Consider the following 26,467-nt stretch of genomic DNA (forward strand, 5'->3'; position numbering starts at 1 on the left):
GATTAGCACAAGGGGGGCATTGTCGATGGGGCGGGACGCGAGTCAAGGGTCGATCCTGACCGCGTCCAGCACTATTGCACCTTGAGCAGTCGAAACGACAGGCTGATTCTTTCGCCGGCGTCCGCAGCTTTTGGAATCGCGTGCAGCCAGTGCTTTTGCAACTCGTCCGACATGTGCAACAGCGAGCCGCTGGCCAGGCTGTAGTCGAAGGTGACGCCGGTTTCCTTATGACGAAAGACCATGGATCGCGGATGGCCCAGGGAGACGATCACCACCCCGGTGCCTTCCACCAGTTGCTCGTTGGCATCGGAGTGGAAACCCATGGAGGACTGACCGTCCGGATAGAAGTTGAGCAGGCAGTTGTTGGGACGAAACCCCAGCCGTTGCTCGATGGGCTCGCACAGTTGTTCCAGGGCCTCGGGCATCGGCACCGCCGGGTAGGTGATCTGCGAGTAGTCGTAGGGCGCGCCGAAGCTGGCGGTCTTGCGCGCGCGCATGCGTTCATCCCAGAGCACACTGTCCTTGAGGTGATGGAACAGGGCGTCGGGGGCCGGGATGAAGTCAGGGAATAGATCGATTGCGGGTGGCGTCATGGGGCGGCTTCAGGTGGTCAGGAGACGAACGGCGAGTCTAACCCGGTTAGGGGCGCGCCCGCTGCTCGACATTGCACCTGGGTGATCCTGAGCCCTCAGCCACCATTGCTGCCGAGGATGCTTGCCACTTGCCGCGGCTGGCAGTTGAGGTAGGCCGAGGACTTGAGCCAGCGTTGGTCCGGATACCAGGAAAACATGAACTGGCCATCCTTGAGCTTGTCTATCACCTGGCGCGCTACCTGGGGACGCACCGCCGGGCAGCCCTGGCTGCGGCCGATGCGGCCCTGGCGCTGGCTCCACAAGGGATTCACGTAGTCGGCGGCATGGATCACGATATCCCGGTCCCGGGCCCGGTCATTGAAGCCGGGCTCCAGGCCGTCCATGCGCAAGGAGTAGCCGTGGCTGCCCTCGTAGCTTTCCTGGGTGCGGAACAGGCCCAGGCTGGATTGATAGCTGCCCAGGCGATTGGAGAACTGGGTGGCGAAGTTTTCCCCGGACTTCTGTCCGTGGGCCACCAGATCCCGCAGGACCAGTTTTTTGCTGCGCAGGTCGAAGATCCACAGGCGCCGGGCGGTGGACGGTTGCGAGTAGTCGATCACCGCCAGGTGCCGGGCTTGCCGGGCGCCACTGTTGACCGCGCATTGCATCGCATTCAGGGCACTTTTCAAGGCTTGGGGATTGAGTTCCGGTGCGGCGTGAGCGAGGCTGCTGTACAGCGCGGGGGCGGGTTTGCTGGCGGCGAAGGAAGGACTGCAAAGGGCGCCCAGAGCGATAGTCGCCAGGCAGAGTCGGCACAAGAAGTTCAACATGTATAAAGCGTCCCCATGATCACTTTGGCTCCTGACGTCCTGTCGTTCCCCCGGCAGTCTGGTCTATATGTTTAGATCCCAGGCCTGATTGTTCCCCATCTGCCGTAACGGTTGGCCAACGCACTGAAGGCCACGGATTGGAGTAAAGCAGTTGTTCAAAAAAACCGCATGTTACTTGAGCCTGTGCCTGCTCGCTGCGCCATTGGTCGCGCTGGCCGAGGACCCTGCGCTGGCGACGGCCAGTCCGATGCAACTGACGCTGACCCAGTTGGCGGTGGCTTGCCCGGCACTGAGTCCGCGCCTGGATGCTTCCGCGCAACTGCTGTTGCAGGCGTTCTACCGCCAGACCGGCGAACAGCCAGTGTGGTCTGCCGAGCACCGGCTGGCCGGCCTGCAGGCGCAGTTGGCCCAAGTGATCGATGACGGCCTGGACCCGGGGCGCTACCGGCTGCCGGTGAGCAGCACCGCAGGGGATGGGCTGTGTACCGATATCGCGATCAGTCATCAGTACCTGCAAGCCCTGCAGGACCTGCATTACGGTCGCTTGTCACAGAACCGGTTCGAGCCCTTGTGGCGGGCCCAGCCGCTGGCGGACGATCGCCAGGCGGCGTTGCTGGCGATGGCCGTCCCCGGGCTGGAAAACCTCGCCGGCGCCTTCGATCAGGCCCGTCCGAGCCTTGAGCAATACCGCAACCTGCGCCAGGTGTATGTCCGGGAACGCCAGCAGCCATTACCCAGTTGGCAGGCGGTGGCCGGTGGCCCGCTGCTGCGTCCGGACATGCAGGACAAGCGAGTTCCGGAGCTGGCCCAGCGCCTGTACCTGGGCGGCTTTCTGCCAAACCCCGAGGTCAGTGCCGATAATACCTACAGCAGTGACCTGGTGAGCGCGGTGAAAAATTTCCAGCTCAGTCATTCCCTGCAGGCTGATGGCGTGATTGGCGCGGGCACCCTCAAGGAGCTGAACATCAGTCCGGCCCAGCGCCGCGAGCAACTGCGCATCAACCTCGAGCGCCTGCGCTGGCTGGCCCAGGATTTTGAACCCAACATCGTGTTGGTGAACGTCGCGGCCGCGCAACTGACCTTCTATCAGGACGATGCGGTGGTGTGGCAGACCCGCACCCAGGTCGGGCGTGCCGAGCGCCAGACGCCGTTGTTGAAGTCCCAGGTCACGCGCCTGACCCTGAACCCCACCTGGACCGTGCCGCCGACCATTCTCAAGGAAGACAAACTGCCGGAAATCCGCCGTGATCAGGGCTTCCTCAATCGGCAGAACCTGCAGGTGCTGGATGCCAATGGCCAGCCCCTGGCGCCCGAGGACGTCGACTGGGAGCGCCCGGGCAATATCCTCCTGCGCCAGGGGGCGGGCCCGCGCAACCCCTTGGGGCGCATCGCCATCCGCTTTCCCAATCCGTTCTCCGTGTACCTGCACGACACGCCGAGCCAGGCGCTGTTCAGCAAGGGGCCTCGCGCCTTCAGTTCCGGCTGCGTGCGAGTCGAACAGGCGCTGCAACTGCGGGACTGGTTGCTGAGCCCGGCGGAGCGGTTGCGCACCAACGACTTGCTGGCCACCGGCCTGACCCATGAATTCCGCCTGGCCAGGCCGGTGCCGATCCTGCTCAGCTACTGGACGGTGCAGGCCGACAGCCATGGGCAGCTGCTCTATGCGCCGGATATCTATGGACACGACGAAGTCCTGTCCAGCGCCCTGGGCAGCAAGCTCCTGTAGGAGCGAGCTTGCTCGCGATGAACCCGAGAGCAGTGCATTCAACCGGCACGCGCAGCTCCTCGAGCACGCGTGTGCCTACAAGGGGCCGTCTCGCAGTGGCTTCAAGGCTGCGCGGGTGCCAGCTGGTCGTAGATCACATCCAGTGCCGGTCCAAGGTCGCCATCACCCTGGGCGACCGCCTTGATGCCCTGGGGCACCGGCAGCGACGGATCGCCATGCATGCCCAGCGGCGGCGGCAATAGCGCCACCTTGGCCGGCCGCTCATAGATCACCCGGCCTTCCTTGACCGTCTTCAGCACCTTGATTTCGCTCAGGGTTTCCGGCGCTTCGGTCAGCGGGTTGGCCGAGAGCACGGCGAAGTCCGCCAGTTTGCCGGGGGTGATGGAGCCTTTGCGGTCCTCCTCGAAGTGCTGGTACGCCGACCACAGGGTCATGGCCTTGAGCGCTTGCAGAGGCGTCACTCGCTGATCCGGCCCCAGCACATAGTCGCTGCGCGTGGTGCGATTGACCGTGGCCGCCAGCACCCGCATGGAGTCCGGCAGCGCCACCGGGGCATCGTGGTGGGTGGTGAACTTCAGACCGGCCTTGAGCACCCATTGAGTGGGTGAGATGTTTTCTGCACGCTGCGGGCCCAGCACCGATTGGCGGTGCCAGTCGCCCCAGTAGTAGGTGTGCATGGGGAACAGCGAGGGGAAGATCTTCAACTGCTTGAGCTCGGCCACCTGATCCTGGCGCAGGGTCTGGCCATGGATCATCACCGGACGTACATCGACCCCGGGGTAGGCTTTTTCTGCGGCGCGCATCGAGGTCAGTAACTGGTCGATGGCCCGGTCGCCGTTGGTATGGGAGAGGATTTGCCAGCGATTGGCCAGGGCCTCCTTGTAAATGGCCAGTGCCTGGTCGTCCTTGACCACGCCGTAGCCGGCATAGCTGGCATCCTGGCCTTGGGGCGGCTTGAAGTAGGGTTGGCTGAGCCAGGCGGTCTTGCCCTGGGGCGAGCCGTCCAGGGTCAGCTTGACCCCGCCGATGCGAAAGTGCCGGTCGTAGCTCACCGGCTGGTTGCTCGGGTGATACCAGGGCGCGACCAGCAGTTCCTTGGTGCCCGGGGTGAGGATGTCGGGGTAGGAAACGATATCCGCCAGCAGCTTGCCGTCGCCGGCGGCCTTGATCGCGGTCCTGACCTGGTCCGGCGAGGAGCGGCCGTCCTGCAGGGTGGTGTAGCCATAGCTGATGTACAGCTGTTGTCCGGCGCTGAGCATGTCCACCGCCTGGTCGGCAGTGAGCTTGGGGAAGATCTTGATCAAGGCGTTGAAGAAGGCGTTTTCCTCCAGCACGCCGTTGGGCTCCTGGCTGCCCTCGACCCGGCGGATCACCCCGCCTTCCGGGTTGGGGGTCGAGGCGTCGATCTTCGCCAGTTCCAGGGCCTTGCTGTTGAGCACCCCCAGGTGCGAGGACTGGTGGACGATGGCAATGGGCACGTCCCTGGACACGGCGTCCAGGTCGTCCTTGGTCGGGTGACGCTGCTCCTGGAGTTGGGAGTCGTCATAGCCAAAACCGAACAGCACGCCGAACTGCTTGGGGATCGGCGACTGCTGTTCAAAGTTGCGTAGGGTTTCCTGAAGCTTGGGGATGGTGTTGTTGGCACCGTCCGGCGGTGGCAGCAGGTTGGCGCTGGCGGCCTGGAAACCCACCATCGATACATGGCCGTGGGGGTCGATAAAGCCCGGCAGCAGGGTGGAGCCCTTGAGGTCGAGCATCTGCGTGGTCGGGCCCTGGTTCTGCAGTATCTGTTTGCGCTCGCCCACGGCGAGGATCTTGCCGTCCTTCACCGCTACGGCCTGGGCATTGGGGTGTTTGTCGTCGAGGGTGATGATCGGGCCGTTGAACCAGATGGCATCCGCCTCCGGGGCGCCTGTGGCGGCCATGGCGGTGCCGCAGGCGAGCTGGATGGCGGCCAGGAGCAGCGTGAGTGAGGGTCGTGACATGACCTTTCTTCCTTGAAGGTATGGAGGAGGGCTCAAGCCTAGACGCAAAGATGCGCCCTGAGCGAAAAGCTTGAGGTATCGTGTGCGGCCTTTTTTGCCTCTCGAGGGTCGTCATGCCATTGAACAAACGCCAACAGGCCGCCATGGAGCGTCTGCTGGCCGTCACCCTGACCGAGGCTTGCGAAAGCGCCAAGGCGCAGATCGAGGGGTTTGCCTGGCTGACCCACGAGGCGGATTACGCGGCCTTTCCCGCCAGCCTGGTGGTGGTCTGGGTCTTCGACACCCTGGTGCATAAGGAACGTGCTCTGGCCGCGGGCCAGGACACGCTGATGATCGAGTTGACGGCCCGGGCGTTGAACGAGGCCCAGGTGTGCCTGGACTCATTGGCCGCCCATGTGTTCTTCGACAGCGAGGAGCAGTGCCGCAGGGTCAGCGCCGGAGACTGGGGGCAACGCCTCAAGCGCCTGCGTCCGGGACGGGGTTGAGCCATGGCCAAGGAAATCGACAATCCCTGCATCGCCCTGTGCCAGCTCAGCGGCGACCTGTGCGTGAGTTGCGGACGGACCAAGGAGGACATCCGCAAATGGAAGCGCATGAAGCGCCCGGAAAAAATGGCCGCCGTGCAGCGGGCCAGTGCGCGGCTCAAGGCCTTGCAGAAAAAGAAGGGCTGAGGATCGCTACACTCCCCGCAAGGCAGGTCAGACGCTTGATCAGACCGTTTGCCGACGCATCGCCAGGATGGTGGTGCCGAAGAAGATGAATGTGGAACCCACCACGCGATTGACCCATTTGGACAGTGCCGGCCGGGTCAGTACGCCCTTGGCCCGGGAAGCGAGCACGGCATAGACGCTGAGGGAGATCAGCGACAGGGCCATGAAGATCAGGGTCAGGATGAAGAACTGCGGCAGCAGCGCGGCATGCTGGTCGATGAACTGCGGGAACAGCGCGGTGAAGAAGATCGTCGCCTTGGGGTTGGTGGCGGCGGTCAGAAAGGCCGACTTGAACAGCTTGAGGCGCGGCGGCTTGCCGACCTTGGTGCTGTCTGCGCTGGCTTGGCTCAGCAGTTGGCTCTTGCTGAACAGCTGCTTGGCACCGAGGTAGAACAGGTAGCCGGCACCGACGATCTTCACCGCATTGAAAATCCACTCGGAACTGGCGATCAGCGCCCCCAGGCCGAGCATGGCCGCGGCAGACATGCAGAACAGCCCGCTGATATTGCCCAGGGATGACCAGATAGTCGACTTGGCGCCGTAGGCCACGCTGTTGTGCAGTGCCACCAGGGTGGCAGGGCCGGGGCTGGCGATGGCGATCGCCGCCACCAGGGTGTAGGTCAGTATCGAGTGAGCATCCATGGTCCGGACTCGTCTTGCAGAAAAAGGGGGCTTGATTCTATAGGGACGATGGCCAGCTGTATGCCAGAAAATGAGGGTCTTGCCGGTCGTGGCGGGTGATCGAGGTTGCACCTCTGGAGGCGCATCGGTGCCTATTGTCAACCATTGCTGCAATCGATAGTTATCATCAAAAAGTGCAGGTTCCGTTTTTCCAGCAAAGGAGGAAGATGGCGCTTACACCGTGCTGGCTGCAGAAGGAAACACCCGATGAGAATCTCGACTCTATTGACCCTTGTGGTTGTCTTGATCGCGGGAACCGGTGCTTCTGCGACAGCCTTCGCTGCCGACGACATGTCCTGTCACTTCCTGCCCATCGCCGACAGTGCTGCCAATCTGCAGCACGCCCAATCGGCGGCGGTGCTGTACAGCGAAAATACCGTCAACACCCTGCAGTATCTGCAGCACTACCATTCGGTGGCCCTCAATGGGGCGAAGAATGCCGGCCTTGATCCGCGTATCAGCGCCGCTTTCGTCGACAGTTCCGACCCGCAACGGGCGATCAACTGGATGATGGCGTCGTTGCAGAAACACTTCGCCAGCGTGACTCTGTATGACAGCCTCGATGCCGTGGTCCAGGCCCGGCCCGATGTGGTGGTCATGCTCGACACCTACAACCAGCTGGTGACCAAGGGCAACAGCAAGGTGGAGGCGCGGTTCATCGCCAAGTTCTATGACGCCAACCTGCAATACATCGGCAAGGCCGAAGGCATCCAGGCCAAGGAGCTGCCTTCGGTCTGGGTCCGGGGCAAGGCGGCGCCGGAGATTGCCGCACAGATCAACCAGCAGACCGAGCTGCAGGTCAATGCGCTGAAGCAGTTCGACGCATCCCTCAAGGCACTGGTGACCCAGGGTGATGCAGGGCAGGTGGCGACCAACCAGTAAGGTCACCACTGGCTGAAAAAAAACGCCCCGGTTGCTCGGGGCGTTTGCGTTCATGGCCGGGCTCGAACCCTGTCCAGGGCTTGCCGGCTGCTGTGGTCCACAGGCCGGCGCCTCAAGGCGCGCCGAACATCGCGGTCCAGTAGATGCCCGCATCGCTTTTCGGGTCCACCGCATAGGCCGCTCCCAGCTCGCGGTAGGCCGGGTTCATCAGGTTGGCGCAGTGCCCGGGGCTGGCCAGCCAGCCGTCCAGCACCTTGCGCACGCTGTCCTGGCCGGCGGCGATGTTCTCGCCCACTTGTTGCCCGGCAAACCCGGCCAGTTCGGCGCGATCGCCCGGGGTGCGGCCGTCATGGTCCTTGTGATCGAAATAGTTCTGGTTGGCCATGGCCCGGCTGTGTGCTTCGGCGGTGCTGCCCAGGGTGGCATTCCAGGCCAGCGGTGCGCTGGCGGCAAAGCTCTGGCCGCCGCATTGCCGGGGCTGGCTGCGGGCGCTGTTGATCTGTGCCAGCAATTGCTGGCCCTCGGCTTGCCAATCCCCGAGGCGGGCGGCCAGCAACGGTCGCGCGAGGACGATGCGCCACTGGTTGGCCTGGCGATTGACGCCGATATCGACGAACTGCGGGTCCAGCACCACCTGGCAGAAGCTCTCGCGCACCGCCTGCATCGCCGCCTGGGCGTCCCGGGGGCCGGAGAGGCTGATGGCCTGCACATTGACCATGGGATAGGCCACCCGTGCCAGGGCCTGTTGCAGGTCACCGACGTTGTCCACTGGCAGGATCAGGCGCGGATCGCTGGCCAGCGGCGGCAGCTCCGAGGAGGCCTGGTTGGCGCAACGTTGCGGCTGGCTGCGGTAGGCGTTGATCGATTCGATCAACTGCGACCGATCATCGGCCACGGCGCTGGCCGAACCCAGCAGGCCCAGCGCCAGAGCGGCGGCGGGCAAGAGCAATGGACGCAGGGGCATGAAGATCTCCCGAAAAATGACAGCGCTCATGATGCACCCGGCGCCCGGGCTTTTCATCCGTTGCAGGATGAAATCGCTATTCACCGGCGGGTCTCAATAGAAGTCGAAGTACAGCGCCCATTCCCCCGTGTCGCGATGCTTCCAGAACATCAGTTTGCCGCCGTCCACCACGTTGAGTCCGATCTTGGCGTCGGAGGCAATCTGCATCACGAACTCGAAACCGTCCCCGGCATCGATCCCCGATTGGCAGTAGGACGGATAGCCCCCCAGCTTGTGTTCATAGCAGTGGCTGATCAGGTCGTAGTAGCACTCGATCCGGCCACTGCGTTCCAGGTCGAGAATGGCCTGCTCCACCTCATCGGGGATGCCGCCACCGTCCCACAGCGGAAAGTCCTCGGCCACGGCTTCGGCTTTGATCGGCAGGGGTTTGAGGAAGGCTCCGGGAGCCGCCAGTTCCTTGTGCACCAGCACCTCGTCGTCGCGGTATTCGCGGATCAGCCAGCGTTCGCCCATGGGTTCCAAGGGTTCGGGGAAGGGGTTGGCGACAAACACGCTCAGCACCCGCACGCCTTCCAGCAGCGGGCTGTGAAAGGGCAGGCTAGGGAGATAGAGCTGGGCAAAGGGCAGCAGGGTTTCACCGGCGCCGTTGCGCGGCAACTCTTCGTCTTCGCGAAACAGAAAGACTCGGCCCAGCCAGCTTTCATCCATGGCCTGGGTGGGGCGAAAGCCGCCGGCGACGAGTTTTAGCGCGGGTCTTGCCAGGCTGCGCTGGATGTCTTGAATGTCCATGCTCAAATGAAACGTCCTCAGGAAGGGGCGGGGCGAGGGCGGATCATACAAAAGCCCGGCGCTGTCTGCAGCGCCCGCAGGGGGGCGCTGCGACAAGGTCGATTCAGAACTGCGGTGTGTACTTCACGCTGAGCATGAAGTTGCGTGGATCGCCGAAGTTGTTGTTGCCATCCAACTGGTTGTAGCCAGAGATGTAGTAGTGCTTGTCGAACAGGTTGTAGGCGTTCAGTGCCAGGCTTACCTCGTCGTTCAACTGATAGGCGATGCGGGCGTTCCAGACGGTGTAGCCCGGCACCTTGTAGCTGCGTTCATAGCCCAGGGTGTGGCTCTGGCTGGTGAAGCCCAGGCCGGTACTGACCCGGCTCCAGTCGCCGTCGAGGCGATAGTCGCTCCATACCCGCAGCATGTGCTTGGGAGTCCATTGGCTGAAGACTCGACCCTGATCCTTCGGATCTTCAAGGAAGGTGGTGGTGTTGTAGGTGTAGCCGGCGAACAGCTGCAAACGATCGACCACTTCGCCGCTGACTTCGGCTTCCAGCCCCTGGCTGCGCACCTTGCCCGAGGCGGTGGAGCAGTACCAGCCGTCACAGGCGTAGCCCGAGGCGGTGTCCTGTACGGCACGGTTCTTCTGGTCGTAGCGGAACAGCGCCAGGGAGGTGTTGACCCGGCCTTCGAGCAGTTCGCCCTTGAGGCCGACTTCATAGTTGCTGCCAATCACCGGTTGCAGCACCGAGCCGCTGGCGGTGCGTGCGGTCTGCGGCTCGAACACATCGGTGTAGCTGGCATACACCGACCATTCGCGGCTCAGGTCGTAGACGATGCCGGCGTAGGGCGTGACTTCGCCGCTGTCGGTCATGGTGGACGGATCGTCCGCGGTGCCCTTGTGGCTGATGGCCTGGTAGTTGGTAGCGTCGTAGCGGTAGTCATACCAGCTGACCCGGGAACCCAGCACCAGGGTCAGGTCATCCATGGGCTTGATCCGCCAACTGCCATACAGGCCTTTCTGGCGGACATCGTAGCGGCTGTGGGTGCCGCGTCCGCCGGGAGTATTGAGCAGGCTGTCGTAGCTGATCTTCGGCCGATCGTGGTCGATGGCGAAGATGTTGCCGCCATTGTTGAAGGTGCGCGCGAAGACGTCGTCAGTGGTCAGTTTCGAGTAGTTGCCGCCCAGGGTGATTTCCTGCTCCATGGACAGGCCCTCGAAGCGCCCGGTGAGGTTCATGTCGAGGCCGATCTTGGTGTTGTCGAAGTCGGTGACCCAGTCGGCGTACTGCAAGCCGCTGCCGTCGGGGTTGACGCCCTCAAGGGTGGTCTGGATGCGTTGCTGGATCGAGTCGTTGCTTTCGCTCATGCGCACGGCACCGACCTTGAAGGTCCAATCCTGGTTGAAGCGGTGCTCCAGGTCGGCGTACAGCGTGGTGACGTTGATCTGCGAGTGGTTCCAGCGCGCGCCGCTGTAGGTCGAGCGCGGCAGGTTCACCGTGCTGCCGTCGGCATAGCGCGGCAAGCCGCGGAGCATCGGCCGCGATTCGGCCTCGGAGCGGCTGGCAGCCAGGCCCAGGGTGGTGTCGTCGCTCAGATCGAAGTCCAGGGACCCGTACAGTGAGTGGGTCTTGCTCCATTGCTTGTCGATGAACGAATCGCTCTGGTCCTCATCGGCCACCACGCGCCCGCGGACCGTACCGGCGGCATTCAGTGGGCCGCCGGCGTCCAGTTGCAGGCCATAGTGATCCCACGAGCCGGCCTTGCCGGTCAGGGTCACGGTCGGGGTGTTCTGGCCGCGCTTGCGCACCAGGTTGATCGCGCCCCCCGGGCTGCCTGTGCCCTGCAGCAGCCCCGAGGCACCGCGCAGCACTTCCAGGCGGTCGAAGAAGATCAGGTCCTGGGTCGCCCAGTTGCCCAGGGAATAGGTGTTGCGCGGGATCGGCACGCCATCGTATTGCCAGTCGTCGATCTGGAAGCCGCGGGAGGAGAGGATCATGCCTTTGCCCACCCCTTGCACGCCCACCAGGCCGGTGGTCTGGTTGGCCGCGGCCTTGAGATCGGTCAGGCCCTGGTCATCCAGTTGCTTGCGGGTCATGACCGTGATCGATTGGGGAATCTCCCGCAGGCTGTGGGTGCCCTTGCCGATGGTCACTGCACGTGCGGCGTAGGAGCCGGAGCCTTCAGTGGTGGTGTCGAACCCGCTCTCGATGATGCTGGTCGTGCCCAGTTGCACGGGGGCACCGTCGGCCGGTAGCGGCTCGACGCTGTAGTGGCCGCTGACGGTGAGCTTCAGTTGCAGGCCGCTGCCAACCAGCGCGCTGTGCATGGCCTGCAGCGCGGTCATCCGGCCAATCACCGCTGGGGCTTGCTTGCCTTGCACCAGCGCCGGTTCCAGGGCCAGCACGGCGCCGCTCTGGCCAGCGATGGCGTTGAGCGTCACGGCCAGGGGGGCCGCCGGCAAGTTGAACGACTGGAGCTGCTCCTGGGCCTGGCTGTTCAGGGCAGCCACGGCGAAGGCAGCGGGAAGGACATGGAACCAAGGGTTGCGCACGGAATTCTCCTGATTGTGTTGGCGTGTCAGGAGATAGGTGGGATGAGAAATGAAAACCGGACACAAATAAGAGTGATTTTCAAAAAATATTCATTCTCGGTTCCGCGGGCGGATCAGAGTGAGCCAGGGGCTGTAGCGATCGATCCTGATCGGCAGGGTCTCCGCCAGGGCGCTGAGGGCCCGTTCCGGCTGATCCAGAGGGAACACGCCCTGCACCCGTAGATGGCCGACCGACGGGGCTACCCGCACGTAGCCCCGGCAGTAAGGGCGCAGGGCGGCGATCACCTGCTCCAGGGAGTCATCCAGTACGTTGAGGCGACCGTTGAGCCAGTCGCCGCGATAGCGCTGATCCTGCTCCAGCAGTTCGATACGTTCGGGGTGCAGCAGGGCGGCCTGCCCCTGTTGCAGGTCGCGTTCATCGCCCGTCAGCAGGCGCAGCCGCACCGAGTGCTCCAGCACGACGACCCGGGTGGCGCCGGCTTCCTGGCTCACCAGGAAACGGGTGCCCAACGCCTGGACCTGGCCCTGGGCGGTGCGCACTCGCAGTGGCCGCCGCGGGTCGGCGGCAACCTGGATCAGCAACTCGCCATGGCGCAGGATCACCAGCCGTTGCTGGTCGTCGAAGCGCAGGTCCACAGCGCTGTCGGCGTTCAGGCTCAGGCGGCTGCCGTCGGCCAGGGTGACGTCCCGACGCTGGCCGCGGCCGGTGCTGACATCCGCCAGCAGGGTTTCGCCATAACGAGTCTGGGCTCCCAGCCATAGGCCGCCGCCCAGCAGGCCGAGTCCGGCCAGGCCGCGCAACAGTTGGCGCCGTGAGCGGTGGGGGCTGAGCAACAGTTGTCGGGCTTCGCCAGCCTGCCCCGGCAGGCGTCGGTCGAGAGCACGCAAGGTATTGAATGAGGTGCCAAGCCGTTCTTGCAGGTGATTCCAGGCCTGGGCGTGGGCCGGGTCACTGGCCAGCCAGGTGGCCAGGGCTTGCTCCAGGCGCGGGTCCGGGTCGCCGGCGCGCAGCCGCACCATCCAGTCGATGGCCTGTTCGGTCAGCGGGTCCAGGGGTTGCCGGCTCACAGGGCCAGCTCACTCAGGTAGCACTGGCGCAAGGCCTGTTTCATGTAGCGGCTGACGGTGCGTTCGGACAGTTCCAGCTTGCGGGCGATGGCCACGTAGCTCAGGCCATCGAGCTGGCTGTAGAGAAACGCGGTCTTGACGATCAGTGGCAAACCGTCCAGCGCCCGGTCGATGGCCACCAGCGCCTCGACCAGCAGCAACTGTTCCTCGGGGGAGGGTGCCAGCAGTTCCGGCAGGGCAGACAAGCGTTGCAGATAGGCCTGTTCCAGCTGGCGCCGGCGATGTCGATCGAACATCAATCGCCTGGCGATGGTGGACAAGTAGGCCCGTGGCTGCTCGATGCTGTCCGGGTCGACCTCGGCCGCGAGCAACTGGCAGAAGGTGTCGGCGGCGGTGTCTTCGGCGTCGGCGCGGTTGCCCAGGCGGCTGTGAATATGCTGCAGCAGCCAACGGTGATGGTCGCTGAAAAAGAAGCCCAGCTTGTTGCTCGAAGATGAATGCACCGTTGCCTGCCGAGATGTGAGTGTGAATCGTTCTCAATAGTACAGGGGCGTGCCGGAGGACCGCAATCGTTGTCTGTGAGCGCTGAAGTCCTCGCCGGTCATGGCGCTATGGAGGGGCAGGAGTGGCTCGGCACGCCTGCCAATCTCAGGTGCGGGGCTGCTGTCCGATCAGCTTTCACGACCATGAGCGGCGGCGGCCAACTGTCCGGTATCGACCCGGACAAACACCGAATCGCCAATGGCGGTAAGCACATCGCCGGCATACACCTCACAGATCACCCGGCTCTTGCGCCCCACTTCGCCCTCGACCTTGGCCCGCAGGGTCAGGGGCACGCCCATGGGGGTGGGCTTGATGAACTTGATGCCCAGGTTGCCGGTGACACAATCGATGCGCGGCAGGCTGCCCGGTTCCCGTTGCTCGTTGCGGTAGTGGTAGGCCATGGCGGTCCAGTTGGAGTGGCAGTCCACCAGCATGGCGATCAGGCCGCCGTAGACCAGGTCCGGCCAGCCGCAGTACTTGGCATCGGGCAGGTGCTCGGCGACCACGTGCACGCCGTCTGCATGCCAGTGGCTCTTGATGTGCAGGCCGTGGTGGTTGCTGCTGCCGCAGCCGAAACAGACGCCCTCGGGGGCGGTAGTGTCTTGCAGGGAAGTCTCGTGCATGGTTGTTCTTCTTGTCCTTGACGATGGTCTGGCAGGTCTTGCAGCCGGTCATGATGCCTGTGCCATTGCTGACCGCCAAGGCTCAGTGCAGTGCCGCGGCGTAGCGGCCGGCCAGCGTCTTTGTGACGCATTGATTGTGGCGAGTGTCGTAGTGCGTCGCGGTTTTTCCGAGGGCCGGGGCAGCCGCTCCGGCCAAGACAGGCTGATGCCGTAATGATATTCTTGCGCTGAATCGGTTCATCGTTTGTGCAGAAATACCTCCCCTATGCTTTGCTTCAAGTGGCCTGATCGGGTCCTTGCAAGCGTGCGGGAGTGTCTGGGCAAACTCGCCGAATGCAATGTCAGGCAGTGTTCGTCTACCTCCTTTGGTTGACCCCGACCCTTCTTTGTCCTGCTGGCCCCGTGTAGACGGGTGTCAGTGTTGTGCGTCGAGCCCAGTCCGGTGTCGGTGAAAGGAGTGGGGCGTTATTGCCCGTTGGTTTGCGTCCCGTGACGTGTCCTGAGAAACAAGTGTCACTCAAGTAGCTGAAGCCAAAAACGACAAGAAGTCAGCGCCGGAGCGATATAAAACTGAGGTCGAGCCAGTCTCGTCGGCCTTGTGTGCCCACCCTCCAGTTCTTTTGAATGCGTTCATCCAGGACCTGCGAAATGCCTGTTTCGCAATGCACTGAGTTCGCAGGATCGAGGATGGGGCGGCGGATGGCGTTCTATCGTAGGTACTACAGAATGTTGAAGAAAGTGAACACGGCCCTGATCGGGCTGGCGATGTCGATAGGCCTCACGTCCGCGCACGCGGCTGAGCCAAAGAAAGTGGATGTGCTGCTGATCGGTGGCGGCATCATGAGTTCGACCCTCGGGGTCTGGCTCAATGAGCTGCAGCCCGATTGGTCCATGGAGATGGTCGAGCGCCTGGATGGCGTGGCTGAAGAGAGCTCCAACGGCTGGAACAACGCCGGTACCGGTCACTCCGCGCTGGCTGAGCTGAACTACACCCCGGAAGGCAAGGACGGCAAGATCGAGATCGCCAAGGCCATCGAGATCAACGAAGCGTTCCAGATTTCCCGCCAGTTCTGGTCGTGGCAGGTCAAGAACGACGTTCTGAAGAACCCGCGTTCGTTCATCAACTCCACGCCGCACATGAGCTTCGTCTGGGGCGATGACAACATCAAGTTCCTCAAGGCACGCTACGAGGCCCTGCAGGCCAGCCCGCTGTTCAGCGGCATGCAGTACTCCGAAGATGCCGAGCAGATCAAGAAGTGGGTTCCACTGATGATGGAAGGTCGTGATCCGGCGCAGAAGATCGCTGCGACCTGGACCCCGATCGGCACCGACGTCAACTTCGGCGAGATCACTCGCCAGTTCGTCGCCCACCTGCAGGCCCAGCCGAACTTTGCCCTCAAGCTGTCCAGCGAAGTGCAGGACATCGAGCGCAATGAAGACGGCTCGTGGCGCGTGACCTACAAGAACCTCAAAGACGGTTCGAAAACCGAAACCGACGCCAAGTTCGTGTTCATCGGCGCCGGCGGCGGTGCCCTGCACCTGCTGCAGAAGTCGGGCATTCCTGAAGCCAACGAATACGCCGGCTTCCCGGTGGGTGGCTCGTTCCTGGTGACCGAGAACGCCAGCGTTGCCGAGCAGCATCTGGCCAAGGCCTACGGCAAGGCTTCGGTGGGCGCTCCGCCGATGTCCGTACCGCACCTGGACACTCGCGTGCTGGACGGCAAGCGGGTCATCCTGTTTGGCCCATTCGCCACCTTCTCCACCAAGTTCCTCAAGGAAGGTTCGTACTTCGACCTGCTGACCAGCACCACCACCCACAACTTCTGGCCGATGACCAAAGTTGGTATCGAACAGTACCCGTTGGTGGAATACCTGGCCGGCCAGCTGATGCTGTCGGATGACGACCGCTTCAACGCCCTGAAGGAATACTTCCCCAACGCCAAGAAAGAAGACTGGCGCCTGTGGCAAGCCGGTCAGCGCGTGCAGATCATCAAGCGGGACGAAGAGAAGGGCGGCGTGCTGAAACTGGGCACCGAGATCGTCGCTTCCCAGGACGGCAGCATCGCCGGCCTGCTGGGCGCTTCCCCAGGTGCCTCGACCGCCGCGCCGATCATGCTCAGCGTGCTGGAGAAGGTGTTCAAGGACAAAGTGGCGACCCCGGCCTGGCAGGAAAAACTGCACCAGATCGTACCGAGCTACGGCACTGCCCTGAACGACAGCCCTGAGCGTGTGGCCAAAGAATGGGCCTACACCGCCGAAGTGCTGCAACTGACCACGCCTCCACCGGTCAAGGGTGCTGCACCTCAGGCTCCGGCCAGCATGGCCAAGCCACAGAGCAACCCAGCGGCCGACATGGCGCTGTAAGCCTCGGCCCCGTCCGCGTTCGTCGGACGGGGCACAGCGGCTGCCATCGTGCAGCCGTATCTTGCATGGGTGCGGCGATATCCCTGATGTCGTCGCAACCGGCCGGTCTTGCCGGTATCTCTGCAGCAGCATCTCCTTATCTTTCTCAATGAGGCTTGAGCCCGACTCGAGCGTCTTGTTGTCTGCCTGTGCCTTCCCGTGACGCGGTATGATTGCCGCGCCCGCCGTTGCGGGCACGCCTCAATCCTCGGAGTCACTGCCTCGATGTCCAGCATCACCCTGTTCCAAGCCCCGCCGCCCGAAGCCATCCAGAGCCAGATCCAGCAAATGGTCGTGGACTACATCAGCGACATCAGCGCGGTGGCCATTGCCCCGAGCAACCCGCTGTACAACCTGTACCAGTACGGCGTCGGCTACGAGGTGCATCTGTACCTGCAGGCCATGGACGGTTCGCGAAATATCGCGGTGGAACTGCTGGTGGCCAGCGACAGCCAGGATCCCGAAAAGGTGCTGGGTTTTACCCTGTATCTGCCGGTCAAGGACGACCCCCAGGCCTGCGCCGTGGCCTACATGGCGGTGCTGCAAAGTCATCGGCGCCAGGGCATTGCCCGGCAGATGCTGGAGACGCTGCGTGCCCGCTATCCCCATGCCGAGCTGGCGTGTCACGTGGCCAAAGTGGAGTGTTTCGAGGCCCTGGGCTTTCAGGTGCTGGGCGCCCGCGGTCCGCAAGTGCTGATGAATACCCGAGACCATGGCAGCGATGGCTTGCTGGCGGTATTGGATGTGGCACCGATCTACCAATCGGTGGAAGTACGGCAGATTCACACCTACCTGCTGGCCCAGCACGGGCGCAAGGCCATGCTGGAAGCGGAGAAAAAGCGCGACCGCCAGCTGGATCAGATGACCCGCCAGGCCCAGACACTGGTGCGCGAGCGCCTGGGTGAGGCGGCGCTGTACAACGCGCGCGCCCCACAGTTGATCTCCTGACCGCGCCTGCTTGTGTTCGCGAGAGGGCATGGCTAATCTCGCGAAAACAGGCAAAAACGGGCAAGAACATGCAAAACCTGCACCCGGCAGCCGAGCTGCCCTCCCTGCGTCGACAAAAGATCCTTCTACTGCTGGAACGTGACGGCAAGGTCATGGCCGCCGAGCTGAGCCGGCACTTTGCGGTCTCAGAAGACACCATCCGCCGCGACCTCGCCGAGCTGGATGCCAATGGCCTGGTGCAACGGGTCCATGGCGGTGCGCTGCCGCGGCCCAAGGACAGCGGCAAGGATTACTTCACCCGGCTGGGCGAAACCAGTGAGGCGAAACTGCGCCTGGCGCAGTTTGCCGTGCAATGGGTGCGGGACGGCCAGACAGTGCTGTTCGATTCCGGCTCCACCACCTTGCATATCGCCCAATCCCTGCCCGCCAATATCAGCCTGACTGCAGTTACTGCCTCGCCAATGATTGCCGTGGCCCTGGCCGAATACCCCAAGGTCAAGGTGATCCTCGCGGGCGGCCAGCTCAATCCGGCGACCCTGTCCGCCAGCGGCCATGAAGCGCTACGGATGATCCAGGGGATCAAGGCCGATCTGATGTTCACCGGGGTCTGTGCGATTCACCCGGAGATTGGCATCAGCTCCCTGCATTTCGATGAAGTGCCGATCAAGCAGGCGATGTTCGACAGTGCCGCCCAGGTGATTGCCGTGACCACCGCCGACAAGCTCGGCGCCATGGAGCCCTTTGTGGTGGCGCCGTGCAACCGCTTGCAACGGCTGGTGACCGAGCGGGAAGTGCCCGAGATGGATGTCGAAGGTTATCGCCAGTTGGGGATCGAGGTGCTGCTGGCCTGAGCCGCCCCAGGATGGCCTGCGGACGGCTCAACGGGCTGTCAGTTCTTGAACGCCGAGTGCTTGCGCCCCTGGTCGAAGAGGGCAAACACCATCACCAGCACGGCGGCGACCGCGAGAATGATCACCACGCCGTCGGTGGAGTGGGTGGCCGAGGCGGTCACCAGGGACAGGGCCCCCAGTGGCGCCAGGCCGCCGGCAATGGCGGTGCCGATCTCGCGCCCGGTGCCAAAGCCCGAGGAGCGGGTCGCGGTGGGGAACTGGCGGCTGAGGAACGAGCCCTGGGGCGCGAACATCATCGGCGCCAGGATGCCGGTACCGACGCCGATGGCGATGTAGATCATCAGGCTCTCGCCGGTGTTGAGCAGGGCCAGGAACGGGTAGGCGAACAGCAGCGAGAACACTCCGCCCAGAATCAGCACGGTCTTGCTGCTCCACTTGTCGCAGAGCCAGCCGAAGAAGGGCACGGCGACGATGGCGATCAGGCTGGCGATGGTCACCGACAGCGAGGTGACGTGCACATCGACATTCTTGTACTGGGTCAGGTAGGCCAGGGAGAAGGTCTTGAAGATGTAGCTCAGGGCGTTGTAGCCAATGGCGACGAAGAACACCACCGCCAGGCCCTTGAGGTCGTTCTTGAACAGCGCCTTGAGGGGCGAGGCCTTGGCCTTCTGGCTCTCCTTGCTCAGCTCCTTGAACTCCGGAGTTTCCGGAATGCTGTTGCGCACCCACAGGCCGACCGCCACCAGGACGATGCTGCACACGAAGGGAATGCGCCAGCCACCGGCCAGCAGGAAGTCGTTGCCGTTGATGGTCAGCAGGTAAATGGTCAGCGACGACAGCAGCAGGCCCAGGTTCAGCCCCAGCGCCGGCCAGGCACCCTGGCTGCCGCGCTTGCCTTCGCTGGCGTGTTCATAGGAGGTGACCGCAGCGCCGGAGAGTTCGGCGCCGGCCCCCAGGCCCTGGATGATGCGGATCGCCACCAGCAGGATCGGCGCCCAGATGCCGATGGAGGCGTAGCTGGGGATCAGGCCGATCAGCGCGGTGCACACGCCCATCAGGCAGAAGGTCAGCACCAGCACCTGCTTGCGGCCGAACTTGTCCCCCAGGTAGCCGAACAGGATGCCGCCGAAGGGACGGGCGATAAAGCCGATGGCAAAGGTGGAGAAGGCCATCAGCGTGGCGCTTTTCGGGTTGCTGTTATCGAAGAAGATCTTCGAGAAAACGATGGCCGCCATGGTGGCGTAGAGGTAGAAGTCGTACCACTCCAGCATCGAGCCAAAGATGGTGGCCGCCGCCACCTTGCGCAGGCGTTTCTTGGTTTGTTGTGGGGTTTCCGCTGCAGTACTGCTGGTTTCAACTGCGCTCATTGTGTACATCCTCTTGGATCATTGTATTTATTGTCGAGTTGACGCGGGTCTTGCCCTGCCGGCCCTGGAGCGGGGCTGGCGGTTTATTGCGGCGGCACGACGCCCCGCAGACAGTGCCGGAGCGCTGAATGTGAAGGCGTGATGCGCTGTGTTTCAGTCGGCCTTGAAAATCTTGTCGGCAATCATCGAACCAATGGGGATCGCCGACGTGGCGGCGGGCGAGGGGGCGTTGCATACGTGCAACATGCGTGGGGTCTGGGCGAACAGGAAGTCGTGCACCAGGCTGCCGTCACGCATCACTGCCTGGGCGCGAATCCCCGCCTCGTAGGGCAGCAGGTCGGAGACCTCCAGGGACGGGCAGTACTTGCGGCACTGCTCCAGGTAGCCGGACTTGAACAGTGAATTCTTCATCTCGGTGGTGCCGGAACCCAGGTTCTGCCAGATGGTTTTCCAGAAACCGGGGAAGCTGGCGTATTGCGCCACGTCACGCCAGTTGATGGAGAACTTCTTGTAGTTCTCCCGGCCCAGACCCAGCACCGCGTTGGGGCCGACGGTGACGCTGCCGTCGATCATGCGGGTCAGGTGCACCCCGAGGAACGGCAGCTCCGGATCAGGGATCGGGTAGATCAGGTGATTGACGATGTTGTTCTTCGAGGCCGGCAGGCGGAAGTACTCGCCGCGGAAGGGGATGATCTGGTGGTCGATCCTGACCCCGGCCAGGGTCGCCAGGCGATCCGATTGCAGGCCGGCACAGACCACCAGTTTCTTCGCCTGCCAACTGCCGCCATGGCTGTTGACCATGACGCTGTCGGCGCTCTCCTGGATCGCGGTGACGGTCTGGCTGAGGCAGATTTCTCCGCCGTCGCGGCGGATCACCCGGGCCATGGTTTCGCAGACTTCGCGGTAGTCGACGATGCCGGTGGCGTCGAGGAACAGCCCGCCGAGGCCGACGATGTTCGGCTCACGCTGGCGCAGTTGCTCGGCGTCCAGGCGCTCCACCTTCAGGCCGTTCTGTTGCGAGCGCTGATACAGGGCCTCCATGCGCTGCACTTCCAGGGCATTGGACGCCACCAGCACTTTGCCGCAGACCTCGAACTTGATCCCGTGCTCGCTGCAGAACTGTTTGGTGGCCTCGGCGCCGCGCTTGCACAGATCAGCCTTGAGGCTGCCGGGCGCGTAGTAGATACCGGCGTGGATCACCCCGCTGTTGTGCCCGGTCTGGTGCTTGGCCAGGACGTTTTCCTTTTCCAGGATCACCAGCGAAGCGCCGGGCTGGCGCTTGAGGATCTCCATGGCCGTGGCCAGTCCGACGATGCCGCCGCCGATGATGCAAAAGTCGTAAATCATGGTTCTGGGTACCTTGGATCAATACGTTTCAGGTCTGGTTATCAGGTTGTCAGACTAAGTAGGCCGACAAAAACGCAGGCGTGTTGCCTGCGGTCTGTAGCTGTGTTCAATCGAGAGTAGGCAACTCCAGGCCCAGGCGCTTGGCCGCGGCACGCAAGTGAGCATCGGCACAACCGGCGGCGGCCTGGCGATCGCCGGCGGCAATGGCCTGGTACAGCGCCTGGTGTTCCTGGGCCGCATCGGCGGAACCGCCGACCTGACGCCGCGCCGAGTTTTCCCAGGCGGTCTTGCGGGCGCTGGCCAACTGGCTGCGCAAAAAGTCATGGAAAGCCACGAAATAGTCGTTCTTGCTGGCTTCGGCGATGGCCCGGTGAAACTCCACGTCGGCCAAGGCAGCGGCGTCGAAATCGCTGCGCTTGTCGTGCATTTCCTGCAGGGCGTCCTGCATGCGCTGCAGATCGGCAGCATCGCGGCGCTGGGCGGCAATCGACGCGGCCTGGGTCTCGATCCACAGGCGCATTTCAAACATCTGCGCCAGATCCGGCAGGCGTCCATCGGCCTGGGGGAAGCGGAACACCGTGCCGGCCGGGGTCTTGGAAATGTACGACCCCAGGCCGCGCCGGGCGATCAGCACGCCGTCTGCCTTGAGCTGGGCAATGGCTTCACGCACCACCGAGCGGCTGACATTCAGCTGCTCGGCCAGTTGCTGTTCAGTGGGCAGGCGCGACTCGGGAGCCAGGCGGCCGGAGTCGATCTCGGTGCGGATCGCATTGACCACACGCACAACGAGAGAGTCGGGACGCTGGAGTTCAAGCATGGAGAAACCTTGGTAGTCAGGTTGTCAGACAATAGCCGTTGGGATTTTTCGCTGTCAAGAAAAACCCACAGGGCAGCGCTATCGCCGGCCGCTAGGGACGCGCTCCGAGGTATCAGACTTTGCCTGGACTCCAGCTCGATGGTGCTGCGTAAAACCCCGGGCGCCGGGCGAGTGATTTCGCATAAGATTCCGGGCTTGGGTTTTCATGGATAGGGCAGGTACGCGTGAACTGGGATGATCTGCGGATTTTCATTGCCGTGGCCAACGCCAACAACATCACCGATGCAGGGCAGGCGCTGAAGGTGTCCGCGTCGACGGTCTCGCGCAAGATCCTGATGCTGGAAGAGGCGTTGAGCACGCTGTTGTTCCTGAAGAACACCCAAGGCTATTTTCTCACTGAGGCCGGCCAGGCCCTGTTGCCCATGGCGCTTGAGGCTGAGGAGCGTTTCCGCCTGATGGAGCGCCAGATGTCCCAGCCCGGTGCGCGCATGGCGGGGGTGGTGCGCATTGACTGCCCGGAGCTGATGGGCTCTCACCTGATCATGCCCGCCCTGGCGGAGTTTCGCGCACGCCACCCACAGATCAGCTTCGACTTCGTCAATTCGGCGCGCTCGGTGAAGCTGACCCAGAGTCACAGTGATGTGCTGTTGCGCCTGCATCGTCCCGAAGCCGGCAACTTCACCCTGCGCCGGGTGGGCGCATTGACCCAGGCGCTGTTCTGTTCCCAGGGTTATGCGGCCACCCAGGGTTGTCCCGACGACCCCGGGCAGTTGCGCCAGCACTCGCTGATCGGCTGGAACGAGTCCCTGGCGCACATGCCCCTGGCCCGTTGGCTGGACCAGCTCAGCGGCGGCCAGCCGTTGTGGATGCGCACCGGCAATCTGGAGGCGCAGCTCAAGGCGGTACAGGCGGACCTGGGGATCGCCGCCTTGCCGGCCTACATCGCTGAACCCTTGGGCTTGTGCCGGGTGTTGCCGCAGATGGCGCCGCACCGGGCGGATATCTGGCTGTTGCGCAACCTGGCGACCCAGGGCCAGGAGCGGGTTGATCGGGTGGTGGAGTTTCTCGGCGAGTTGCTGGCGCGCCACGGCTTGCACGGGGAGTGAGGGAGCGCGTCCTCGGCCCGGGTCAGGCAGTGCCCTGGCGCAGAAAGATCCAGATCGCCACCGTCATCAATATCAGTCCAAACAGGGCGTTCTGTGCCAGCAGCAAGCGTGGACGGCTGCGCAGCAGTCCTTGCAGGCTTGCACCCAGGCAGGCCCAGAGCAGGTGCCCGAATAGATTCACGGCGATCAATGCAGCGCTGAGCAGCGCCACCACGGCGCTACCTGCATCGGTGCCCGGATTGAAGGTGGAGAACATCACCAGCAGCATCACCAGGCCCTGCACATTGCCCAGTTGCAGTATCACGCCGTCACGAAACTGCAGTGCCGCGACGCCCTCGCCGGGCTTGCGCAAGGGCCGCAGCAACAGGCGCAGGCCCAGCCAGAAAATGTACAGGCTGCCGGCGACCCGCAGCCCCCACAGCAACTGCGGCTGGTTCGCCAGGCTGTGATACAGCCCCAACCCCACCAGCAGGGCCAGCAGCAGATAGGTCAGGTCGAGCCCGAGAATAAAGCGCAGGGAGCGGCGCACGCCGCTCTGGGCGCCGGAGCTGGCCACCATCAGATTGCCGGGTCCGGCGCTCAGGGCCATGGGCAGCATGGTGGACAGCCACAGCGGCCAGTTGATGTCGGATACAGGTAGCACGCAAGGCTCCTCAAGGGCGGTGCGGATTGCACCGGCGTCAGCTTAAGACGCCACCGTGGCCGAGGTTACCGCCAGGAATGGAAAGCGGTTTTGCAAGTCGGTGTTCAGTCCTCGTTCGCGTGCTGCAGCGCTCCCTGCAACCACTCACAGAAGCTTCGGGTCAGCGCACTGCTCTCGCTGTCCCGATGAACCAGCCAGGCCCAGGTCGGGCCGCGCACGCTCTGTTCGCACAGGGGTACCAGTAGGTCCTGACGGCGGGCCTGTTGCGCCAGCAACTGGCTGACCAGGGCGATCCCGTGACCGGAGCAGGCGGCGTCCAGTAGCAACCCGGGATCGGAAAAGTTCAGGCCGTTGCTGCGCTGGCCGATGTCCGCACCGCCTTCCACCACCCAGTGGCTCCAGTCCATTTCCCGTTCGCCATGCAAGGTGGTGCGCAGCTCCCGGGGCTGCTCCAGCAGGGACGGATGACAGGCCGGGTACAGGCGGTCGCGGTACAGCTCCAGATAGCTGCACTCGGCCTGAGCGCTGAGGTCATCGCGCAGGGTCAGGTCGATGGTCTGGGTGCTCATATCCGGCGGCTCGAAGCTGGTGAACAGCCACAGGTCCACCTCGGGGTGCAGGCGATGGAACTCCCCCAGGCGTGGCAGCAACCAGTGACGGGCAAAGGCCGGGCTGGTGTTGACCACCAACTGGTTGGGCTTGCGGTACTGCTCGAGGCGGCGGATGCCTACCGCCAGTTGCTGCAGCAGCGACTGGGTGGTGCTGCGCAGGTCATGCCCGGCGTCGGTGAGGGTGACGCTGCGGCCGCTGCGGTAGAACAGCGGCTGTTCGAGGAAGGTTTCCAGGCTACGGATCTGCTGGCTGATGGCCGACTGGGTGAGGTGCAGTTCTTGCGCGGCCTGGTGAAAACTGCCCAGGCGCGCCGCGGCTTCGAAGCCTCGCAAGGCATTCAGGGGAGGCCAGTGTTTTAACATGATTGATAAGCCTGACTGATCAGAAATGCGCTAAATCTATCGTTTGTTGAGGTTTTTTCAAAGCCATAGCATGGGCGCCATGGTTCGACCCTGTCGGTCGATTGATAACAAAACCTTACTTGAGAGGTGCAGTGCCCATGCCGAGCAATCACAGTCAAACCCAGGGTTGGAGAATGCCCGCCGAGTGGGCGCCCCACGCCGCGACCTGGATGGTCTGGCCCCACAATCAGGCCCTGTGGGAGTCGGTCTGGGGCGTGACCCTGGCCGAGGTGCAGGCGGATTTCGCCCGGGTGGCCAAGGCCATTGCCCGCTTCGAGCCGGTGAAACTGGTGGTGGACCCGGCGGCCCTGGACAGTGCCCGCGCGCTGTGCGGCGGCAATATCCAGCTGATTCCCCAGGCGGTGAATGACAGCTGGTGCCGCGACTCCGGGCCGAGCTTTATCTGTCATCCGCAGCAGGGACTGGCTGGGGTCAGTTGGCGCTTCAATGCCTGGGGCGACAAGTCGGCCCACGACCTGGATCGCAGCCTGGCCCGGCGCCTGCTGGACGAGCTGGGGCTGCCCAGTTTCGGTAGCCCGCTGGCCAACGAAGGCGGGGCCATCCACGTGGACGGCGAGGGCACCCTGATCACCACCGAGTCGGTGCTGCTCAACCGCAATCGCAACCCGGGCCTGAGCAAGGCCGAGATCGAGGACGTCTTCAGTCGTTTGCTGGGGGTGCAGAAGACCATCTGGCTCCCGGGGGACCCGGACCATGTCACCGGCGACATGACTGACGGCCATGTCGACGGGGTGTGCGCCTTCGCGCGCCCGGCGGTGTTGTTGGTGGATGCTACTCATGATCAGGAGTCGGTGTACGCCGAAGTGGTGCGCGAGAACCGTCGAGCCCTGGAGCTGGCGCGGGATGCCCAGGGGCGCCGCTTCGAGCTGATCGAGCTGTTCGAGGCCAGTGCCGCAGTGGACGCTCGGGCCGAGGTGTTCTGCGCGTCCTACACCAACTTCTACCTGGCCAATGGCGCGGTGATCATGCCGGCCTACGGCATCGCCGCCGACCAAGAGGCGGCCCAGGTATTGGCCCGGGCTTTTCCCGGGCGGGAAGTGGTGCCGGTACGGATCAACCACCTGGCCCATGGCGGCGGTGGCGTGCACTGCATCACCCAGCAGCAGCCGCTGTGGCCGCTGGAGGTACAGGCATGAGCCGGTTGATCGTCGCTACCATCCAGATGCCTTGCACCTGGGACCTGCCGGGCAACCTCGATCGCGCCGAACAACGGGTGCGGGAAGCGGCGGCCCAAGGTGCCCAGGTCATCCTTCTGCAGGAACTGTTCGCCACGCCGTACTTCTGCATCGAGCAACAGCACCAGCACCTGGCCCTGGCCGAGGACTATGCCGGCAGCCGGGTACTCAAGCGCTTCGCCGCCCTGGCCAGGGAGCTGGGGGTGGTACTGCCCCTGAGCTGGTTCGAGCGGGCCGGTACGGCCTACTTCAATTCCCTCAGCGTCGCCGACGCCGACGGACGCCTGTTGGGGGTGTACCGCAAGACCCATATTCCCAACGCCGTGGGTTATCAGGAAAAGGACTACTTCAGCCCCGGCGACACTGGTTTCCGCGTCTGGGACACGGCTTTCGGGCGCCTGGGGATCGGCATCTGCTGGGACCAGTGGTTCCCTGAGACCGCCCGTTGCCTCGCATTGCAAGGGGCCGAGGTGTTGCTGTTTCCCACGGCCATCGGTACCGAGCCGGGAGCGGCTGACCTGGATTCGCGGGACCACTGGCAGATGACCATGCGCGGACATGCTGCGGCCAATCTGCTGCCAGTGGTGGCGGCCAACCGCATCGGTCGCGAAGTCGCCACCAGCGATCCGGCGCTGCATATGGATTTCTATGGTTCCTCCTTTATCTGCGATCACAAGGGCCGCCTGCTGGCCGAGGCCGACCGTACGACCGATGGGGTGCTGTTGCACAGCCTGGACTTGGCGGCCATGGCCGAGGAGCGCCGCACCTGGGGCATCTTCCGTGACCGGCGCCCGGAGATGTACCGACCCCTGCTGAGCCTCGATGGACAACACATCCACCCCCACTGGAATACCCGGGAGGCATGAC

At 63.7% G+C, this 26,467-nt stretch carries 25 protein-coding genes; 10 read left to right on the forward strand and 15 right to left on the reverse strand.

The genetic code is table 11. The annotated features are described in order from the left end of the window. Positions 1-71 precede the first annotated feature (71 nt). On the reverse strand, positions 72-593 hold the full coding sequence (locus tag P7C00_RS13130; RefSeq protein ID WP_404939363.1) for an alpha-ketoglutarate-dependent dioxygenase AlkB family protein: 522 nt from the start codon (positions 591-593) through the stop codon (positions 72-74). Positions 594-688: 95 nt separating this feature from the next. Further along, entirely contained in the window at positions 689-1,402 is a 714-nt protein-coding gene (locus tag P7C00_RS13135; RefSeq protein WP_346636098.1) for a murein L,D-transpeptidase catalytic domain family protein, read from the reverse strand. Between the two features lie 151 nt (positions 1,403-1,553). Here P7C00_RS13135 and P7C00_RS13140 point away from each other — a divergent pair, with 151 nt between their 5' ends. Beyond that, the gene (locus P7C00_RS13140) at positions 1,554-3,128 is read left to right on the forward strand and encodes a murein L,D-transpeptidase (protein ID WP_404939365.1); all 1,575 of its coding nucleotides are present in this window, start codon (positions 1,554-1,556) and stop codon (positions 3,126-3,128) included. A gap of 101 nt (positions 3,129-3,229) precedes the next feature. Here the strand turns inward: P7C00_RS13140 and P7C00_RS13145 are convergent, their stop codons facing one another. Next, entirely contained in the window at positions 3,230-5,113 is a 1,884-nt protein-coding gene (locus tag P7C00_RS13145; protein WP_404939367.1) for an amidohydrolase, read from the reverse strand. Positions 5,114-5,226: 113 nt separating this feature from the next. Here P7C00_RS13145 and P7C00_RS13150 point away from each other — a divergent pair, with 113 nt between their 5' ends. Together P7C00_RS13150 and P7C00_RS13155 are read left to right on the forward strand one after the other, a co-directional pair. Next, complete coding sequence (locus P7C00_RS13150) at positions 5,227-5,598, forward strand: hypothetical protein (RefSeq protein WP_404939369.1); 372 nt, start codon at positions 5,227-5,229, stop codon at positions 5,596-5,598. A gap of 3 nt (positions 5,599-5,601) precedes the next feature. Continuing rightward, a complete protein-coding gene (locus tag P7C00_RS13155) occupies positions 5,602-5,784 on the forward strand; it encodes a DUF1289 domain-containing protein (protein WP_102879910.1) in 183 nt (60 codons plus the stop codon). Between the two features lie 39 nt (positions 5,785-5,823). Here the strand turns inward: P7C00_RS13155 and P7C00_RS13160 are convergent, their stop codons facing one another. Next, positions 5,824-6,465, reverse strand: a complete 642-nt coding sequence (locus P7C00_RS13160) for a LysE family translocator (protein ID WP_404939371.1) — start codon at positions 6,463-6,465, stop codon at positions 5,824-5,826. Positions 6,466-6,711: 246 nt separating this feature from the next. Between P7C00_RS13160 and P7C00_RS13165 the strand changes: the two genes are divergently transcribed. Further along, positions 6,712-7,386 carry an ATPase gene (locus tag P7C00_RS13165; protein ID WP_404939373.1) on the forward strand — a complete coding sequence of 225 codons (675 nt, stop codon included), beginning with the start codon at positions 6,712-6,714 and terminating at the stop codon, positions 7,384-7,386. A 112-nt stretch (positions 7,387-7,498) separates the two neighbouring features. Here the strand turns inward: P7C00_RS13165 and P7C00_RS13170 are convergent, their stop codons facing one another. The 6 genes from P7C00_RS13170 to P7C00_RS13195 all read right to left on the reverse strand — a co-directional run bounded on the left by P7C00_RS13170 (position 7,499) and on the right by P7C00_RS13195 (position 13,909). Further along, positions 7,499-8,350 (reverse strand): CAP domain-containing protein, encoded by an 852-nt coding sequence (locus P7C00_RS13170; protein WP_404939375.1) that lies wholly within the window; start codon positions 8,348-8,350, stop codon positions 7,499-7,501. A 93-nt stretch (positions 8,351-8,443) separates the two neighbouring features. Next, positions 8,444-9,139, reverse strand: a complete 696-nt coding sequence (locus P7C00_RS13175; protein ID WP_346636107.1) for a hypothetical protein — start codon at positions 9,137-9,139, stop codon at positions 8,444-8,446. A 103-nt stretch (positions 9,140-9,242) separates the two neighbouring features. Next, on the reverse strand, positions 9,243-11,675 hold the full coding sequence (locus P7C00_RS13180) for a TonB-dependent siderophore receptor (protein ID WP_404939377.1): 2,433 nt from the start codon (positions 11,673-11,675) through the stop codon (positions 9,243-9,245). A 90-nt stretch (positions 11,676-11,765) separates the two neighbouring features. After that, complete coding sequence (locus P7C00_RS13185; RefSeq protein ID WP_404939379.1) at positions 11,766-12,743, reverse strand: FecR family protein; 978 nt, start codon at positions 12,741-12,743, stop codon at positions 11,766-11,768. Beyond that, the gene (locus tag P7C00_RS13190; protein WP_346636110.1) at positions 12,740-13,246 is read right to left on the reverse strand and encodes a sigma-70 family RNA polymerase sigma factor; all 507 of its coding nucleotides are present in this window, start codon (positions 13,244-13,246) and stop codon (positions 12,740-12,742) included. The genes P7C00_RS13185 and P7C00_RS13190 overlap by 4 nt, the downstream gene beginning before the upstream one ends. A 168-nt stretch (positions 13,247-13,414) precedes the next feature. After that, a complete protein-coding gene (locus P7C00_RS13195) occupies positions 13,415-13,909 on the reverse strand; it encodes a PaaI family thioesterase (protein ID WP_404939381.1) in 495 nt (164 codons plus the stop codon). A 726-nt stretch (positions 13,910-14,635) separates the two neighbouring features. Between P7C00_RS13195 and mqo the strand changes: the two genes are divergently transcribed. The 3 genes from mqo (at position 14,636) to P7C00_RS13210 (ending at position 18,111) form a co-directional block, all read left to right on the forward strand. After that, on the forward strand, positions 14,636-16,273 hold the full coding sequence (gene mqo, locus P7C00_RS13200; protein WP_404939383.1) for a malate dehydrogenase (quinone): 1,638 nt from the start codon (positions 14,636-14,638) through the stop codon (positions 16,271-16,273). 264 nt (positions 16,274-16,537) lie between these two features. Further along, positions 16,538-17,260 (forward strand): GNAT family N-acetyltransferase, encoded by a 723-nt coding sequence (locus P7C00_RS13205; RefSeq protein WP_404939385.1) that lies wholly within the window; start codon positions 16,538-16,540, stop codon positions 17,258-17,260. 68 nt (positions 17,261-17,328) lie between these two features. Then, a complete protein-coding gene (locus tag P7C00_RS13210) occupies positions 17,329-18,111 on the forward strand; it encodes a DeoR/GlpR family DNA-binding transcription regulator (RefSeq protein WP_346636114.1) in 783 nt (260 codons plus the stop codon). A gap of 38 nt (positions 18,112-18,149) precedes the next feature. Here P7C00_RS13210 and P7C00_RS13215 read toward each other — a convergent pair whose 3' ends face one another. From P7C00_RS13215 to P7C00_RS13225, 3 genes are all read right to left on the reverse strand, one after another. Then, the gene (locus P7C00_RS13215) at positions 18,150-19,478 is read right to left on the reverse strand and encodes an MFS transporter (RefSeq protein ID WP_346636115.1); all 1,329 of its coding nucleotides are present in this window, start codon (positions 19,476-19,478) and stop codon (positions 18,150-18,152) included. Positions 19,479-19,631: 153 nt separating this feature from the next. Then, entirely contained in the window at positions 19,632-20,825 is a 1,194-nt protein-coding gene (lhgO, locus tag P7C00_RS13220; RefSeq protein WP_346636116.1) for an L-2-hydroxyglutarate oxidase, read from the reverse strand. A gap of 106 nt (positions 20,826-20,931) precedes the next feature. Then, on the reverse strand, positions 20,932-21,642 hold the full coding sequence (locus tag P7C00_RS13225) for a FadR/GntR family transcriptional regulator (RefSeq protein ID WP_346636117.1): 711 nt from the start codon (positions 21,640-21,642) through the stop codon (positions 20,932-20,934). Between the two features lie 224 nt (positions 21,643-21,866). Between P7C00_RS13225 and P7C00_RS13230 the strand changes: the two genes are divergently transcribed. After that, the gene (locus P7C00_RS13230; RefSeq protein ID WP_404939387.1) at positions 21,867-22,748 is read left to right on the forward strand and encodes a LysR family transcriptional regulator; all 882 of its coding nucleotides are present in this window, start codon (positions 21,867-21,869) and stop codon (positions 22,746-22,748) included. A gap of 22 nt (positions 22,749-22,770) precedes the next feature. Here the strand turns inward: P7C00_RS13230 and P7C00_RS13235 are convergent, their stop codons facing one another. Together P7C00_RS13235 and P7C00_RS13240 are read right to left on the reverse strand one after the other, a co-directional pair. Then, entirely contained in the window at positions 22,771-23,346 is a 576-nt protein-coding gene (locus P7C00_RS13235; RefSeq protein WP_404939978.1) for a LysE family translocator, read from the reverse strand. 149 nt (positions 23,347-23,495) lie between these two features. Then, complete coding sequence (locus tag P7C00_RS13240; protein WP_404939389.1) at positions 23,496-24,365, reverse strand: LysR family transcriptional regulator; 870 nt, start codon at positions 24,363-24,365, stop codon at positions 23,496-23,498. Between the two features lie 137 nt (positions 24,366-24,502). On the opposite strand from P7C00_RS13240, the gene P7C00_RS13245 reads away from it, so the two are divergent. Both P7C00_RS13245 and aguB read left to right on the forward strand, forming a co-directional pair. Then, positions 24,503-25,561 carry an agmatine/peptidylarginine deiminase gene (locus tag P7C00_RS13245; RefSeq protein WP_404939391.1) on the forward strand — a complete coding sequence of 353 codons (1,059 nt, stop codon included), beginning with the start codon at positions 24,503-24,505 and terminating at the stop codon, positions 25,559-25,561. Further along, the gene (gene aguB, locus P7C00_RS13250) at positions 25,558-26,466 is read left to right on the forward strand and encodes an N-carbamoylputrescine amidase (protein ID WP_346636122.1); all 909 of its coding nucleotides are present in this window, start codon (positions 25,558-25,560) and stop codon (positions 26,464-26,466) included. Before P7C00_RS13245 ends, aguB begins: the two co-directional genes overlap by 4 nt. The last annotated feature ends 1 nt before the right edge of the window (position 26,467 follow it).

It is taken from the genome of Pseudomonas sp. JDS08PS003, assembly GCF_045013505.1.
In the GTDB taxonomy this organism is placed as follows: Bacteria; Pseudomonadota; Gammaproteobacteria; order Pseudomonadales; family Pseudomonadaceae; genus Aquipseudomonas; species Aquipseudomonas protegens_B.